Here is a 16,917-nt window from a genome sequence, read left to right as displayed (position 1 = left end):
TTTCAGCTGAGACGTTGAGGCCCTGCGCGGATCCCCGCCACCTGGCTTATCCAGGCGCTGACGCGGAAGGCAGAATATGAGGAAGGGATATACGCCGCCTGGCGGAACACCACCGGCGGCGTGCTGTCCTGCGTCAGCAGCGCGCTGAGCGTGTCGAGCAGCGCCAGATGCTGCGCCTGCAGCGGGGACGCTTCTTCCGCCACCGGCAAGGCCTGCGGCGCCATGGCGAAAGAGAGATGACGAATAACGGTGCGAATGGCGTGCTGATGCCAGTAGTCGACGGTAAAGTTTGGCCGGCGATTCGTCTCCAGCAGCGCCAGCTGGGAGAAATTAACTTTGCTCGGATTATGGTTGCTGGCGGTCGCCTTCGCTGGCGTCGCGGTCTCATGGCCGTTGCTTAGCGCAGGCAGGCCGAGGCTGGCCGCGACCATCCCCAACAGGAGATGCGGCCAAAAATACCGTCTGCCAAACTGTCGCCAGCGCGTCAGCAATCCACTCACGTTCATTACCTTTCTTTGGTATACCCGTTGTCGTTCAGGCTGTCTCTTTATTAACGTTTTTCGCAGGACAACCTGATGTCCACGGGGTAAAGCAACCCGGAGAAATAATTTTGCGCTCAAATACTAACATTAATAGCGCGCTGAGGCAGCATGAATGAAGGCTGTTGCCCGGGGAAAACGCTTAATAAAGCAGCGAACGCGCGCTAATTATTACCCAGAAATCGCAGCGAAAAATAACGGGAAGAGGCTATAAAAGAAAAACGACTGGTTCCCTGGTCGGAGAGAGTACCAGGTTACCAGTCGAATTTACTGAATGGTCAGGCTTACGCCAAAACCATCGACGGTGCGCGGAATGCCATTGGCAGTTTTGCGTCGTCTTCGAAGGTCACATACTCCCAGGCTTCCTGTTTTGCCAGAACAGCCTGCAGCAGTTTGTTATTCAACGCGTGACCCGATTTGTACGCCGTGAATGCGCCGATAATGTTGTGACCACACATAAACAGGTCACCGATCGCATCCAGCATTTTGTGGCGAACAAATTCGTCTTCAAAGCGCAGACCGTCTTCGTTCAGTACGCGATAATCGTCAACAACGATGGCACAATCGAAGCTGCCGCCCAGGCACAGGCCGCGGGACTGCAGATATTCGATATCGCGCATGAAACCGAAGGTACGCGCACGACTAATCTGACGCATGAACGCATCGGCCGAGAAGTTCAGCGTATAGCGCTGGGTGCTGGCATCAATCGCCGGATGGTTAAAATCGATGGTGAAGTCCAGCGAAAAACCATTGTACGGTTTGAATTCAGCCCATTTGTCGCCATCTTCGACGCGAACCGTCTCTTTGATACGTACAAATTTCTTGGCGCAGTTCAGTTCATCGATGCCGGCGTCCAGCAACAAATAAACGAACGGAGCCGCACTGCCGTCCATAATCGGGATTTCCGGTGCATCGACTTCAACAATAATGTTGTCGATACCCAGGCCAGCCAATGCGGCGTTCAGGTGTTCAACCGTAGAAATCCGCACGTCATGCTCATTAACCAGGCAAGTACAGAGCATGGTATCACGCACAGATTTGGCATCAGCCGGAAAATCTACCGGTGGATTCAAGTCGGTGCGACGATAGATGACCCCGGTATTTGCCGGCGCAGGGCGTAACGTCAGTGTGACTTTCTTGCCGGTATGCAAACCGACACCAGTCGCCTGAACGATACGTTTAAGAGTCCTTTGTTTGATCATCGTATAATCTCGCCAATTTACCTATCCAACCGAAGTGTACACCACTATCGGGAGGCCAGTTTAGCACAAAGAGCGCAGATGCCCAACTTCCAGTCGATTCTTAATCGGCTTGCTTACGCAGGAAGGCTGGGATATCCAGATAATCCGGCTCTTTCGCGGTTTGCGGCGTGTTGTCGTTCACCACTTTTGCCGCCGGCTTCTGCTCTTGCGTCAGCGGGGACATACCGTGCTGCTGGTAGCGATCCATCACCGGCTGCTGAACCTGTTTGTTGGTCACCAGGGTAATTTCCGGACGCTTGTCCATGCCGATACCGGTCGCCACTACGGTGACGCGCAGTTCGTCGTTCATATCCGGGTCCAGAGAGGTACCGATAACCACGGTGGCGTTATCCGAAGCAAATGCGCGGATGGTGTTACCCACGGTTTCGAACTCATCCAGACGCAGGTCGAAGCCCGCGGTGATGTTAACCAGCACGCCGCGCGCGCCGGACAGGTCGATATCTTCCAGCAGCGGAGAAGAGATAGCCATTTCAGCCGCTTCTTCCGCACGGTCTTCACCGCTCGCCACGCCGGAGCCCATCATCGCGTAGCCCATTTCTGACATCACGGTACGGACGTCCGCGAAGTCGACGTTCATCAGGCCCGGACGGGTGATCAGTTCGGCGATACCCTGCACCGCGCCTTTGAGGACGTCGTTTGCCGCGCCGAACGCGTCAAGCAGAGAAATGCCGCGGCCAAGTACTTTCAGCAGCTTGTCGTTCGGGATGGTGATCAGTGAGTCAACGTGCTTGGACAGCTCGGTGATCCCCTGCTCAGCAAACGCCATGCGCTTCTTGCCTTCAAAATTAAACGGCTTAGTGACCACCGCCACGGTGAGGATCCCCAGATCCTTAGCCACTTCGGCAACAACAGGCGCCGCGCCGGTACCGGTACCGCCGCCCATGCCTGCCGCGATGAACACCATGTCTGCGCCATCAAGGGCCGCGCGCAGCGCTTCACGGTCTTCGTCCGCCGCATTACGGCCGACTTCCGGGTTCGCGCCAGCGCCCAGACCTTTGGTAATACCGCTACCGATCTGGATAGTCTGGCCAACAGCCGTTTTGCGCAGCGCCTGCGCATCGGTGTTCACCGCGAAGAATTCAACACCCTCAATGCGCTCGCGCACCATGTGTTCAACGGCATTACCGCCGCCGCCACCGACGCCGATGACTTTAATCACCGCGTCGTTGGTCAGTTCCATAGGTTCAAACATAGTTTCTCTCCGTTTTGTGCCTGTCGCCTGAGAACGCTAATTGTCTGCGTTCTCTTAAAAAATTAAAACTCTTTTCGCAGCCAGCTGTTGAGTCGCTTAATCCACGAGCCCACCGACGCCGTCACGCGTTTTTCGACTTCCGCTTCACCACTCAGATGTGACTCTTTTCCGTAGTGCAGCAGCCCCACCGCCGTCGAATAATACGGCTCCTGGGCATAGTCCGTTAAACCGGTGATGTTCAGCGGCGCGCCAATGCGCACCTGAGTATGGAACACGCGCTGCGCACAGGCCGCCAGACCTTCAATTTGCGCCGCGCCGCCGGTTAACACAATCCCCGCCGCCAGATGGTGTTTAACCCCCTGCTGGCGGAGCTGTTCCTGCAGCTGCAGGATCTCTTCATTGACCAGATTAAGCAGTTCGGTATAGCGCGGTTCAATCACCTCAGCCAGCGTCTGACGCTGCAGGCTACGCGGCGGCCGTCCGCCTACGCTCGGTACTTCGACGTTTTCGTCTTTACCGACGATGGAACCCAACGCGCAACCGTGACGAACCTTAATGGCTTCGGCGTCGCTCGGCGGCGTACCGAAGGCATAGGCGATATCGCTGGTCACCACGTTGCCCGCGTACGGGATCACTTTGGTGTGACGCAGCGCGCCGCCGGTATAGACGGCGATATCCATTGTACCACCGCCAATATCCACCACGCAGACGCCCAGCTCACGTTCGTCTTCTGTTAATACGGAATAACTGGCCGCTAAACCGGCGAAAATAAGTTGGTCAACTTTCAGACCACAACGTTCCACCGCTTTAACAATGTTTTTCGCCATATCGTTATGGCAGGTAATCAGATGTACCTTCGCCTGCATACGCACGCCGGACAGCCCTACCGGGTTTTTTATCCCTTCCTGGTAGTCAATGGCGTATTCCTGCGGAATCACGTGCAGGACGCGGTGCTCATCGCGTACGCGAACCGACTTCGCGGTATGGACCACGTTCTCGACGTCGTCCAGCGTCACTTCTTCTTCAGAAATCGGTACCATCCCGATTTCATTCTGACAGCTTATATGTTTACCCGAAAGAGCCAAATAAACTGATGAAATCTGGCAATCCGCCATCAGTTCGGCCTGGTCGATGGCGCGCTGTACGCATTTCACCACCGACTCGAGGTCGTTCACACCGCCTTTATCCATACCACGCGATGGGCAACTGCCCACGCCGATGATATTAATCATGCCGTCGGGCAGAACTTCCCCTACTAAAGCGGCCACCTTGGCGGTGCCAATCTCCAGTCCAACTACCAGTTTTCTGTCCGTCGCCTTGATCATTGTTGTTCTGCCTGTGCCTGATTCTGTTGTTGATTAGTTTCCTCTGCGGGAGCAGGTACCCAGCCCACTGCCGCACCCGAGTCATAACGCAAATCAACGTAGCTAATCCGTTTGCCGTCGGTCTGCGCCTGCTGCTGAAGAACCGGGTAGAGTTCCATAAAGCGCTGAAGCCGTTTCATGGTGTCGCCACGGCCAAGGTTGAGCTTAATGTCATTATTAAGCGTCAACTGCCAGGAACGACGGGCGGTCATTGCCGCCACTTTCAACGTGAATTTATCCTTTGCCAGCACCTGCCCCATGTCACGGTACCCTTGCAGCACTTCGTTCTCGCTGCCTTCCGGGCCATATAACATCGGTAAATTCTGTTTGCTGGTGCGATCCGCCGGCACGCTGAAGGCATTTCCTTCTGCATCCACCATATGTTGATCATTCCAGCGTGCAATCGGCACATATTCAACCAGATGAATCTTCAATTCATCGGGCCACTGCTTTCGGACGCTCGCCTGCTTAATCCATGGCAGACGTTCAATCTGACTCTGAATGATGTTCACATCCTGAGTCATAAAGGTGCCCGGCGAACCCAGCGCCAGGATCGCCTGGCGGATGTCATCATTGCGCGTATAGTGACGCTCGCCGGTCACCACCATCTTCGACAGCGGTAAACGCTGCGCGTCTTCCATCCAGCCAAGAACCATCCACCCGCTGACCAGCACGGTAAACAGCACCGCCAGCAGGAAAACGATCCCTGCCAGCCGCGTTCCATTACTCCGACGCGAAGAAGAAACGTCCTCTTCATGGTTCCGCGTATTCAGCGCAGCCTGCGACATATCACCCCGCCAGGTCCAGAATTCGTACAACAAGCTGGGAGAAGCTCATTCCTGCCTGACGCGCCGCCATCGGTACAAGGCTATGGCTGGTCATGCCCGGGGAAGTATTCGCTTCCAGCAGATAAAACTGGCCATCGCTGTCCAGCATCACGTCAATACGGCCCCAGCCTTTGCAACCCAGAACATTCCAGGCTTTAAGCACCAGGCTCTGAATGACTGACTCACGCGCTGGATCTTCCAATCCTGGGCAGAAATATTGCGTCTCATCAGAGAGATACTTCGCCTCATAATCATAGAAGGTTCCAGCCGCCTGGATACGTATTGACGGTAAAATTTCTTCACCGACGATGGCGACGGTAAATTCCGGCCCACTGAGCCATTTTTCGACCAAAACTTCATCATCATGCTGAAAAGCCAGCGCGAGTGCACTCGCTAAATCACAGCTTTCGCTGACTTTCGACATCCCAACGCTGGAGCCTTCGCGGCTGGGCTTGATGATGAGCGGCAGACCCAGCGCCGCAATCTGCTGTTCGACATCAGCAGATAATCCGGCGCTAAACTGGGCGCGGGTCAGCGCCACCCACGGCGCGACCGGTAATCCGGCCCCCTGCCACAGCCATTTGCTGCGCAGTTTATCCATTGAAATCGCCGAAGCCATCACGCCGCTGCCGGTATAAGGCAGCTGGATCAGATCCAACAGCCCCTGCAGCGTGCCATCTTCCCCGCCGCGGCCGTGGAGTGCAATAAACGCTTTCTTAAAGCCCAGCTTTTTCAACTGGGTAATATCGACATCGCGCGGGTCAACCGGATGGGCATCCACCCCGGCTTCACGCAGCCCGGCCAGCACCGCGGCGCCTGAATTCAGCGACACTTCACGTTCAGCGGAGGTTCCACCGAAAAGCACCGCGATTTTATCAGCCATGGCGCTCCTCCTCCGTTTTTTGCGGGATCAGTTTGATTTCAGCCAGGTGACGGGCGATTTTTCCAATGTTTCCGGCACCTTGCACCAGCACTAAATCGTTGCCGGTCAGCACCGACGCCAGCATCGCCGCGGCCTGCGCCGGGTCGGATACCAGAATCGGGTCGACTTTACCGCGACCGCGGATCGTACGGCACAGCGAGCGGCTGTCGGCGCCCGGGATCGGCGCTTCGCCTGCCGGGTAGACATCGAGCATCAGCAGCGCATCGACCTGAGTCAGCACGTTGGCGAAATCATCGTACAGATCGCGAGTACGGGTATAACGGTGCGGCTGGAATACCATCACCAGATTTTTATCCGGCCAGCCGGCACGCGCCGCTTTGATAGTGGCGTCGACTTCCGTCGGGTGGTGACCGTAGTCATCGATCAGCATCGCACTGCCCGCTTTGCCGTTGACTTCCGTCAGCGGATATTCGCCAAGAAAGTCGAAGCGACGACCGGTACCCTGGAAGCTTTCCAGCGCGCGCAGGATCGCCTGATCGTCAATCCCCTCTTCCGTCGCCACGGCGACAGCCGCCGCCGCGTTCAGCGCGTTATGGCGTCCCGGGGCATTGAGTGTCACCTGCAGCAGTTCTTTATCCTGACGCACCAGGCGGAAATGCCCCTGCGCCCCAACCTGACGGTAGTCTTCTACGCGAACGTCGGCGTCGTCGCTGAAACCGTAGGTGGTGATCTGCCGGCCAACGCGCGGCAGCAGTTCACGAATAACCGGATCGTCCACGCACATTACCGCGCGTCCGTAGAACGGCAGGTTGTGCAGGAAATTAATAAAGGTCTGCTTCAGATTTTCGAAGTCGCCATGGTAGGTATCCATATGGTCGGCTTCGATGTTGGTCACAATCGCGACCATCGGCTGCAGATGCAGGAACGATGCATCGCTCTCATCCGCTTCCGCAATCAGGTAACGGCTATGGCCGAGACGGGCATGCACGCCCGCCGCTTTCACCAACCCGCCGTTGACGAAGGTCGGGTCCAGCCCGGCTTCGGCGTAAATACTGGACACCATCGCGGTGGTGGTGGTTTTGCCGTGAGTTCCGGCAATCGCGATCCCGTGACGGAAGCGCATCAGCTCCGCCAGCATTTCCGCACGACGGATCACCGGGATACGCGCTTCGTGCGCGGCGACGATTTCCGGGTTATCGGCGGAAATCGCGCTGGAAACTACGACCACGCTGGCATCGCGCACGTTTTCCGGGCGATGGTTGAAATAAATGGTGGCGCCAAGCTGCGACAGCTGCTGGGTCACCGGATTCGGCGCCAGGTCGGAGCCGCTGATCTGGTAACCTTCATTAGCCAACACTTCGGCAATACCGCCCATACCGGCACCGCCGATGCCGACAAAGTGAATGTGCCGGACGCGACGCATCTCGGGCACTATGGAACGCAGTTTTGCCAAATCTTGTGTATTCATTCTTTACGCCATCAACTTCTGTATTCGGGCGGTGAAAATCACCGCAATTAGCGCGCCAAAGCTACGGCGCTGACCTCTTCTGCTACCCGCTCGGTAGCGTCCGGAATCGAAGCGCCACGCGCTCGTTCCGCCATATCCAGCAAGGTTTCCCGATCCCAGCTCGCCAGAGTAGAGGCTACCGCCTCTACCGTGAACGCCGGCTGTTCGAGAATTTTCGCCGCGCCGGCTTTCTCCAGCGGCAGCGCATTCCAGTACTGCTGACGATCTTTGTGCTGGAACGGTACAAACAGCGCCGGTAAGCCCGCGGCCGCGATTTCGCTAACCGTCAGCGCGCCGGAACGGCAAACCACGACATCTGCCCAGGCATACGCCGCGGCCATATCATCAATAAATTCCGTCACTTTATGCTGCGGCTGCCCCGCGGCGGCATAGGCCTGCTGCACGGTTTGCTGGCCGCCTTTACCGCTCTGATGCCAGATGGTCACCGTATCGCCGAGCTTCGCCGCCACCTGCGGCATGGTCTGGTTCAGGACGCGCGCGCCCTGAGAGCCACCGACCACCAGTACGCGAATCGGCCCCTGACGGCCCACCAGACGCTGCCCCGGCAGCGGCAGCGCCAGCACATCGGTGCGCACCGGATTCCCGACCACGTCCGCATGCGGAAAGGCGCCGGGAAACGCCTGCATCACTTTCTTCGCAATCTTCGCCAGCCACTTGTTGGTCAGGCCGGCAATGCCGTTTTGCTCGTGGAGGACCACCGGGATCCCCAGCGACCACGCCGCCAGACCGCCAGGCCCGGACACATAGCCGCCCATGCCCAGCACCACGTCCGGCTGGAAACGCTTCATGATCGCCCGCGCCTGACGCCAGGCGTTGAAGATCCGCACCGGCGCCAGCAGCTGTGCTTTAATCCCTTTGCCACGCAGGCCGGAGATACGGATAAAATCAATCTCGATGCCGTTTTTCGGCACTAAATCCGCTTCCATACGATCGGCGGTACCCAGCCAGCGAACCTGCCAGCCCTGGTCCATTAGATGGTGCGCGACCGCCAGTCCCGGGAACACATGCCCGCCGGTACCGCCCGCCATCACCATCAACCGCTTTTCCTGACCGCTCATCGAACACCCCGTGTAAACGCCTGGGCTTTTTCCAGACGCGTTTCATAATCAATTCGCAACAACAACATGATGGCCGTCGACATAATCAGCAGACTGGAACCACCATAACTGATCAGCGGCAGCGTCAGACCTTTCGTCGGCAGCATCCCCGCCGCCGCCCCGACGTTAACTAACGCCTGGAAGCTAAACCAGATACCAATCGCACAGGCGAGGAAGCCGGAGAAGCGATGATCGATCTCCAGCGCTTTTCGGCCAATCGACATGGCGCGGAAAGCGACGAAGAATACCATTAAAAGCGCCAGTACCACACCGATATAACCGAGTTCTTCGCCGATGATGGCGAAGATAAAGTCAGTGTGCGCTTCCGGCAAATACTCCAGTTTTTGCACCGAGTTTCCGAGTCCCTGCCCCCACATCTCGCCGCGGCCAAAGGCCATCAGCGACTGGGTCAGCTGGTAGCCGCTGCCGAACGGGTCTTCCCACGGGTTCCAGAAGGAGGTCACGCGGCGAATACGGTACGGTTCGGCGAGGATCAACAGGACCACCGCCGAGATGCCCATGCCGATAATGGCGATGAACTGCCACAGCTTGGCGCCGGCGAGGAACAGCATCGCCAGCGTGGTGACGAACAGCACCACCACCGTACCGAGGTCAGGCTGCGCCAGCAGCAGGATCGCCAGCACGAAAATCACGCCCATCGGTTTTAAGAAGCCGCGCAGGTTGTTGCGCACTTCGTCAGCTTTACGCACCAGATAGTTGGCGATGTAGCAGAACAGCGACAGCTTGGTGAACTCCGCCGGCTGAATGCGCAGCGGACCGAGGGCGATCCAGCGCGATGCACCGTTTACCGAGCTACCCACCACCAGCACGATCAGCAGCATAACGATCGAGGCGATCAGCATTGCGGTACTGTGGCGCTGCCAGAAATCCATCGGCAGTCGCAGCGTCACCAGCGCGAGGACAAAGGCCAGCACAATGTACAGGCCGTCACGCTTGGCAAAGAGGAAAGGATCGTTCGCCAGACGCTGCCCCACCGGCATTGACGCCGAGGTCACCATAATAAAGCCGATCGCCGCCAGGCCGAAGGTCAGCCACAGCAGCATCCGGTCATACATCACCAGACTGTCGTTATCTTTTGGGCGCGAGCCCATCACCCAGCCTTTCAGCGCGGCGAACAGCCAGGCGAAGATAAACATCCCCGGCAGTCGCGGCAGTCTCAACCGAGGCAAGCTCAGTTGCGGCATTCTCAGGCGTGGGAGAGAGAAACGCATCAACCTAACTCCTTCGCCAGGCGGGCAAACATCTCGCCCCGTTGTTCAAAGTTCTTAAACTGATCCAGGCTGGCGCAGGCCGGCGACAGGAGAACCATGTCACCCGCTTTCACCAGGGGCGCTATCTGACGCATCGCCTGTTCCATGGTTTCAGTTTGTACCGCCACCTCAGGACGCAGCTCGGCGAGCTCGGCGCCGTCGCGACCAAAGCAGTACAGGCGGATACGATCGCCGCCAAGGTAGCGCTTCAGCGGGGTGAAATCAGCGGACTTGCCGTCGCCGCCCAGCAGCAGATACAGCGTGCCATCAAGCTGCAGGCCGTTCAGCGCCGCCTCGGTACTGCCGACGTTGGTTGCCTTCGAGTCGTTAATCCAGCGCACGCCGTTGTGATCCAGCACCAGCTGGAAGCGATGCGCCAGGCCGGTAAAGGTGGTCAGCGCCTTCAGGCTGCTGGCACGCGGCAGGCCCGCGGCATCGGCCAGCGCCAGCGCCGCCAGGGCGTTGCTGTAGTTATGCTGACCCGTGATAGACATCTCTTTTACATTGAGGACTTTCTCACCTTTAACGCGCAGCCAGGTCTCGCCCTGCTGACGGTTAAGGTGGTAGTCACCGACATCGACGCCAAAGCTGATGCAGCGATCGTCCGCGCCGCGTACCGGCATGGTGAGCGCATCGTCCGCGTTGACCACGCAGGTCTTTGCATTCTCGTAAATCCGCAGCTTCGCCGCGCGATACTGCTGCAGCCCCAGCGGGTAGCGGTCCATATGGTCCTCAGTCACGTTGAGGATGGTTGCCGCCACCGCCTGCAGGCTGGAGGTGGTTTCCAGCTGGAAGCTGGAGAGCTCCAGGACATACAGCTCACGATCGGTATCCAGCAGCATCAGCGCCGGCAGGCCGATATTGCCGCCCACGCCGACGTTAACCCCGGCCGCTTTCGCCATCTCGCCCACCAGGGTGGTGACGGTGCTTTTGCCGTTCGAGCCGGTAATGGCGATGATCGGCGCCTGCGCTTCGCGGCAGAACAGTTCGATATCGCCAACGATCTCTACGCCAGCGTCCGCCGCCGCGCTCAACGAAGGATGAGCCAGCGCGATGCCGGGACTGGCGACAATCAGATCCGCCGCCAGCAGCCAGGTATCATTGAGGCCGCCGACATGGCATTCGACCGATTCAGGCAATTTATCCAGCCCGGGAGGCGCGACGCGGGTGTCCATCACGCGCGGGGTTACGCCGCGCGCCATGAAAAAGTCCACGCATGACAGGCCGGTCATGCCCAGCCCAATAATGACGACTTTTTTACCCTGATAATCTGCCATGATTAACGTACCTTCAGCGTCGCCAGGCCAATCAGCACCAGCATCAGCGAAATAATCCAGAAGCGCACGATAACGCGCGGCTCCGGCCAGCCTTTCAGTTCATAGTGGTGGTGGATCGGCGCCATGCGGAAGATACGCTGACCGCGCAGCTTAAAGGAGCCGACCTGCAGGATCACCGACAGGGTCTCCACCACGAAAACGCCGCCCATAATCACCAGCAGGAATTCCTGACGCAGCAGCACGGCGATAATGCCCAGCGCGCCGCCGAGCGCCAGCGAACCGACGTCGCCCATAAAGACCTGCGCCGGATAGGTGTTAAACCACAGAAAGCCCAGCCCCGCGCCGACGATCGCCGTACAGACGATCACCAGTTCGCCGGCGTGGCGCAGATAGGGGATGTGCAGGTAGTTGGCGAAATTCATGTTACCGGTCGCCCACGCCACCAGCGCAAAACCCGCCGCGACGAAGACGGTGGGCATGATCGCCAGGCCGTCGAGACCGTCGGTCAGGTTAACCGCATTGCCGGTGCCGACAATCACGAAGTAGGCCAGCAGGATATAGAACAGCCCCAGCTGCGGCATAACGTCTTTAAAGAACGGCACCACCAGCTCGGTCGCCGGGGTGTCTTTCCCGGCCAGATAGAGCGCGAACGCCACGCCCAGCGCGATCACCGACATCCAGAAATACTTCCAGCGGGCGATCAGGCCTTTGGTGTCTTTGCGCACCACTTTACGGTAGTCATCAACGAAGCCGATGATCCCGTAGCCGATTAATACCGTCAGCACGCACCAGACGTACGGGTTGGAGGGGTAAGCCCACAGCAGAACGGAGACGGTGATCGCAGTGAGGATCATGATCCCCCCCATGGTCGGCGTGCCGCGTTTGCTGAAGTGGGACTCCGGACCGTCGTTACGAACCACCTGGCCGAAGGAGAGTTTTTGCAGACGGGCGATCATGCGCGGGCCCATCCACAGAGAGATGAACAGCGCGGTCAGCAGGCTGACGATGGCGCGAAACGTCAAATACGAAAAGACGTTAAAGCCGGAATAATATTTGACCAAATGTTCGGCCAGCCATACTAACATGTCCCAGTCTCCTGTAATGCGCGTACTACCTCTTCCATGGCGGCACTACGTGAACCCTTCACTAAAATGGTCATTATCTTATGCTCCGCCAGCAGCTCGCGCAGGCGAGCCACCACGGCGGCTTTATCGTTAAAATGTTCGCCCACGCCGCTGGCGCGGCTGATATCCGCGCTCAAGGCGCCGACGCTGAGAACACAATCCAGCCCTGCCGCTTTCGCCGCTTCGCCGACTTCACGATGGCAAGCCGCGCTTTCCGCGCCAAGCTCCGCCATATCGCCGACCACCATCGTCCGGAAGCCGGGCATCTCTGACAGCACCTGCACCGCCGCGGTCATCGAACCGACGTTAGCGTTATAGGAGTCATCCAGCAGCAGCTGACTCTCGGTCAGGCGGATCGGGAACAGACGTCCCGGAACGGCCTGCAGCTGCGCCAGACCGGCTTTCACCGCCGCCAGATCGGCGCCTACCGCCATCGCCAGCGAGGTCGCCGCCAGCGCGTTAGCGATGTTGTGGCGTCCCGGCAGCGGCAGCAGTACGTCAACGTTGCCGGTTGGGGTCTGCAGCGTAAATTCGGTGCCGTGGCTGGTGATCTGCACGTTAGTCGCGGTGAAATCGCTGTTGGCCGCGTTCGGCGAGAAGCGCCACACTTTGCGATCGCCAATCACCGCCTGCCAGTTCAGCCAGTCGTTGTTGTCGGCATTGAGAATGGCGATGCCGTTTTCCGGCAGACCGGTATAGATTTCGCCCTTCGCCTTCGCCACGCCCGCCAGCGAGCCGAAACCTTCAAGGTGCGCGGCGGCAAGGTTGTTGACCAGCGCCGCTTCCGGACGCGTCAGGCTGACGGTCCAGGCGATTTCGCCCTGGTGGTTGGCGCCAAGCTCAATCACCGCGTACTGATGTTCTTTGGTCAGACGCAGCAGGGTCATCGGCACGCCGATATCGTTGTTCAGGTTGCCGGCGGTATACAGCGTGTTGCCGCACTGGCTGAGGATCGCCGCGGTCATCTCTTTGACCGAGGTTTTACCGGACGAGCCGGTCAGGGCGACGACGCGGGTCGGCACCTGCTGACGTACCCAGGCGGCCAACTCGCCGAAAGCCTGCCGGGTATCTTTCACGATCACCTGCGGGAGATCGCAGGGTAGCGGACGGCTCACCAGCAACGCGCCGGCGCCTGCCGCTTTCGCCTGTTCGGCAAAATCATGGGCGTCGAAACGCTCGCCTTTCAGCGCCACAAACAGGCAGCCCGCCGTGATTTTACGGGTGTCGGTGGTCACCTCGTCGATAGCGATATCGCTACCCTGCCGTTCGCCATGAGCGATCGCGGCGAGCTGGCTTAACGTAAAGCGAATCATGCTACCGCTCCCAGCAGACGCGCGACGGTGACGCGGTCGGAATAATCCAGACGACGGTTGCCGACGATCTGGTAATCTTCATGGCCTTTACCCGCCACCAGCACCACGTCGTTCTCCTGCGCCTGCATCACGGCGTTGGTCACCGCTTCCGCACGGCCTTCCATCACTTTTGCATGACCTGCATCGAGCATGCCGGCCAGAATATCGTTGATAATCGCCCGCGGCTCTTCGGTACGCGGGTTGTCGTCAGTGACGACCACGATATCGGCGAACTCTTCAGCAATCGCCCCCATCAGCGGACGCTTGCCTTTGTCGCGGTCTCCGCCGCAGCCGAAGACGCACCACAGCTTGCCGCTGCAGTGCAGGCGCGCGGCCTGCAGCGCTTTTTCCAGCGCGTCAGGCGTATGGGCATAATCCACCACCACGGCCGGTTTACCGGGCGCGCTGAACACTTCCATACGGCCGCATACCGGCTGTAAACGAGCCGCCGTTTTCAGCAGATCGGCCAGCGGATAGCCCAGCGCCAGCAGCGTGGCCAGCGCCAGCAGCAGGTTGCTGACGTTAAAGGCGCCCATCAGGCGACTTTCGATTTCACCGTTGCCCCAGCTGGAGTCAAATTGGATGGTGGCGCCGCTGTCGTGATAGTTGACCGCGGTGGCCTTCAGCCAGCGGCCGTGGCAGTTCGGATTGATATGATCTTCCATCGACACCGCCACCGCGTCCGGTAGCTTCGCCAGCCAGCGACGACCGACTTCATCGTCAGCGTTGACGATGGCCTGGCCGCAATGGTGGGTGGAGTACAGCAGCCATTTCGCCGCTTCGTAGTGCGCCATATCGCCATGGTAGTCGAGGTGGTCGCGGCTCAGGTTGGTAAATACCGAGGCGGCAAACTGCACGGCCGCCACGCGGTGCTGCACCAGCCCGTGGGAAGAGACTTCCATCGCGCCGAAGGTTGCCCCCTGCTCGACCAGGCCGGAAAGCACGTGCTGAACATCGACCGCAGAGCCGGTGGTGTTTTCGCTCGGCACCACTTTATCCAGCAGCCCGTTGCCGACGGTCCCCATCACCGCGCTGGTTTCGCCGAGCAGTTTCGCCCATTGCGCCAGAAGCTGGGTGGTGGTGGTTTTGCCGTTGGTACCGGTCACGCCCACCAGACGCAGCTGCTGCGACGGCTGATGATAAAAACGCCCGGCCAGCGCCGATAAACGTTCGTTAAGCTGGCTCAGGTAGATAACCGGCACGCCGTGCATTTCACGGATCTCACCGTCTTTCGCTTCGCCCTGCGCTTCAGCAATAATGGCAGCCACACCTTGCGCTATCGCCTGCGGGATATAACGACGCCCGTCCGCCTGATGACCCTGTACCGCGATAAAGAGATCGCCGGAAGCCGCCACCCGGCTGTCCAGCGTCATCTCTCGCAGAATGCGCTCCGGTGCGTTTGGCACCCATGGAGCGAGAAGGTCGCGCAAATTACGATCTGCCACCTGTTCCCTCGCCTTGATTAATTACAAATTCACTTTTTTCGCCCGTTGCCAGCGCATCCGGTTCGATGTTCATGGTGCGCAATACGCCGCCCATGATGGCACCGAACACCGGCGCGGAAACGGCGCCACCGTAGTATTTACCTGCCTGCGGGTCGTTGATCACCACCACCAGCGCAAAGCGCGGATGGCTGGCGGGCGCAACGCCTGCGGTGTAAGCAATATATTTGTTGATATAGCGGCCATCCGGCCCCACTTTTTTCGCCGTACCGGTTTTAATCGCGATGCGATAGCCTTTGATCGCCGCTTTCACGCCGCCGCCGCCGGGCAGCGCCACGCTTTCCATCATATGAACGACGGTACGAACGAGTGATTCCGGGAAGACACGCTCGCCCGGAACCGGTGGATCAACTTTGGTAATCGACAGCGGGCGATAGATGCCGTAGCTGCCAATCGTTGCGTAGACTCGCGCTAACTGTAACGGGGTTACCATTAGCCCGTAGCCGAAAGAAAAGGTGGCCCTCTCTATGTCAGACCACCGTTGTTTTTGAGGATATAAGCCACTGCGTTCTCCGACCAACCCCAAATTGGTCGCCTTTCCAAGCCCAAAACGTGAGTAAGTATCTACTAACGCTGAGGACGGCATCGCTAACGCCAGCTTAGAAACACCGACGTTACTCGACTTCTGTAGCACCCCGGTCAGGGTCAATTCGCTGTAGCGCGCCACGTCTTTAATTTCGTGGCCGTTAATTCGATAAGGCACGGTATTGAGCACGGTATTTTCGTTGACGATACCGCGCTGCAGCGCCGTCATCACCACCATCGGCTTCACCGTCGAACCCGGTTCGAAGACGTCAGTGATGGCGCGGTTACGCATGGTGTCTTTCGCCGTGCCGGCGAAGTTGTTTGGGTTGTAGGACGGGCTGTTGGCCATCGCCAGCACTTCGCCGGTGTTCACGTCCACTAACACCGCGCTGCCGGACTCGGCTTTGTTAAAGGCCACGGCGTTGTTCAGCTCACGATAGACCAGCGCCTGCAGACGCTCATCGATACTCAGCGCCAGGTTGTGCGCCGCCTGGCTGTCGGTGGAAGAGATGTCTTCAATTACCCGGCCATAGCGGTCTTTACGCACGATACGCTCGCCCGGCTGGCCGGTGAGCCATTTATCAAAGCTTTTTTCGACCCCTTCAATCCCCTGGCTGTCGACGTTGGTAAAACCGATGAGGTGAGCGGTCACTTCCCCGGAAGGGTAGTAACGACGGGATTCTTCACGCAGATGAATGCCCGGCAGCTTCAGTTTTTTGATGTAGTCGGCCATGTCAGGGTTAACCTGACGCGCCAGATAGATGAAACGCATCCGCGGATTGGTATTGATGCGCGTCGCCAGCTGATCCAGCGGCATATTGAGGGCATCCGCCAGCGCCTTCCAGCGCGTATCCAGGGTTACCCCGCCGGCATCATGGAGTTCTTTCGGATCGGCCCAGATAGCTTTCACCGGCACGCTGACCGCCAGTGGACGTCCGGAGCGGTCGGTAATCATCCCGCGCGCGGTGGACACTTCCTGTACGCGCAGGGAACGCATATCGCCCTGACGCACCAGCATATCCGGGCTGACCACCTGTAGCCAGGCAACGCGCCCCAGCAGGAAAGTCAGCGCCAGCAGAATGCAGCCGCACAGCAACGCAAAACGCCAACTGATAAAGTTGGCCTGTTCTTCCTGACGTTTTGCTTTTGGCGTTTTTGGCGCTGCTTTCATCCG

General features: G+C 58.7%; 14 protein-coding genes. All 14 read right to left on the bottom strand.

Features of this window, described 5'->3' with window-relative positions:
• Positions 1-2: 2 nt before the first annotated feature.
• The 14 genes from secM to QLG03_RS13595 all read right to left on the bottom strand — a co-directional run bounded on the left by secM (position 3) and on the right by QLG03_RS13595 (position 16,914).
• Positions 3-500, bottom strand: coding sequence for a secA translation cis-regulator SecM (secM, locus tag QLG03_RS13660; RefSeq protein WP_196531386.1), 498 nt, complete (start codon positions 498-500; stop codon positions 3-5).
• Positions 501-823: 323 nt separating this feature from the next.
• Positions 824-1,741, bottom strand: coding sequence for a UDP-3-O-acyl-N-acetylglucosamine deacetylase (lpxC, locus tag QLG03_RS13655; RefSeq protein WP_002888632.1), 918 nt, complete (start codon positions 1,739-1,741; stop codon positions 824-826).
• Positions 1,742-1,841: 100 nt separating this feature from the next.
• A complete protein-coding gene (gene ftsZ, locus QLG03_RS13650) occupies positions 1,842-2,993 on the bottom strand; it encodes a cell division protein FtsZ (protein WP_002888628.1) in 1,152 nt (383 codons plus the stop codon).
• 62 nt (positions 2,994-3,055) lie between these two features.
• Entirely contained in the window at positions 3,056-4,318 is a 1,263-nt protein-coding gene (gene ftsA, locus QLG03_RS13645; RefSeq protein WP_004204343.1) for a cell division protein FtsA, read from the bottom strand.
• The gene (gene ftsQ / locus QLG03_RS13640; protein WP_004204342.1) at positions 4,315-5,145 is read right to left on the bottom strand and encodes a cell division protein FtsQ; all 831 of its coding nucleotides are present in this window, start codon (positions 5,143-5,145) and stop codon (positions 4,315-4,317) included. Before ftsQ ends, ftsA begins: the two co-directional genes overlap by 4 nt.
• A gap of 1 nt (position 5,146) precedes the next feature.
• Positions 5,147-6,067, bottom strand: a complete 921-nt coding sequence (locus QLG03_RS13635) for a D-alanine--D-alanine ligase (RefSeq protein WP_023291983.1) — start codon at positions 6,065-6,067, stop codon at positions 5,147-5,149.
• The gene (murC, locus tag QLG03_RS13630; RefSeq protein WP_023291982.1) at positions 6,060-7,535 is read right to left on the bottom strand and encodes a UDP-N-acetylmuramate--L-alanine ligase; all 1,476 of its coding nucleotides are present in this window, start codon (positions 7,533-7,535) and stop codon (positions 6,060-6,062) included. The genes QLG03_RS13635 and murC overlap by 8 nt, the downstream gene beginning before the upstream one ends.
• Positions 7,536-7,582: 47 nt before the next feature.
• Entirely contained in the window at positions 7,583-8,653 is a 1,071-nt protein-coding gene (gene murG, locus QLG03_RS13625) for an undecaprenyldiphospho-muramoylpentapeptide beta-N-acetylglucosaminyltransferase (RefSeq protein ID WP_032429099.1), read from the bottom strand.
• Positions 8,650-9,924, bottom strand: a complete 1,275-nt coding sequence (gene ftsW, locus QLG03_RS13620; RefSeq protein WP_004204337.1) for a cell division protein FtsW — start codon at positions 9,922-9,924, stop codon at positions 8,650-8,652. Before ftsW ends, murG begins: the two co-directional genes overlap by 4 nt.
• Positions 9,924-11,240 (bottom strand): UDP-N-acetylmuramoyl-L-alanine--D-glutamate ligase, encoded by a 1,317-nt coding sequence (gene murD / locus QLG03_RS13615; protein WP_023291980.1) that lies wholly within the window; start codon positions 11,238-11,240, stop codon positions 9,924-9,926. The genes ftsW and murD overlap by 1 nt, the downstream gene beginning before the upstream one ends.
• A 2-nt stretch (positions 11,241-11,242) precedes the next feature.
• On the bottom strand, positions 11,243-12,325 hold the full coding sequence (gene mraY / locus QLG03_RS13610; protein WP_004204335.1) for a phospho-N-acetylmuramoyl-pentapeptide-transferase: 1,083 nt from the start codon (positions 12,323-12,325) through the stop codon (positions 11,243-11,245).
• Positions 12,319-13,677 carry a UDP-N-acetylmuramoyl-tripeptide--D-alanyl-D-alanine ligase gene (gene murF / locus QLG03_RS13605; protein ID WP_044521021.1) on the bottom strand — a complete coding sequence of 453 codons (1,359 nt, stop codon included), beginning with the start codon at positions 13,675-13,677 and terminating at the stop codon, positions 12,319-12,321. Before murF ends, mraY begins: the two co-directional genes overlap by 7 nt.
• Positions 13,674-15,161 (bottom strand): UDP-N-acetylmuramoyl-L-alanyl-D-glutamate--2,6-diaminopimelate ligase, encoded by a 1,488-nt coding sequence (gene murE / locus QLG03_RS13600; protein ID WP_023291978.1) that lies wholly within the window; start codon positions 15,159-15,161, stop codon positions 13,674-13,676. The genes murF and murE overlap by 4 nt, the downstream gene beginning before the upstream one ends.
• Positions 15,148-16,914, bottom strand: a complete 1,767-nt coding sequence (locus QLG03_RS13595; protein ID WP_023291977.1) for a peptidoglycan glycosyltransferase FtsI — start codon at positions 16,912-16,914, stop codon at positions 15,148-15,150. The genes murE and QLG03_RS13595 overlap by 14 nt, the downstream gene beginning before the upstream one ends.
• Positions 16,915-16,917: the final 3 nt, after the last annotated feature.

It is taken from the genome of Klebsiella sp. V115_8 (assembly GCF_029967715.1).
Taxonomy (GTDB): domain Bacteria; phylum Pseudomonadota; class Gammaproteobacteria; order Enterobacterales; family Enterobacteriaceae; genus Klebsiella; species Klebsiella quasipneumoniae.
This window is presented reverse-complemented; position numbering and strand designations above follow the sequence as displayed.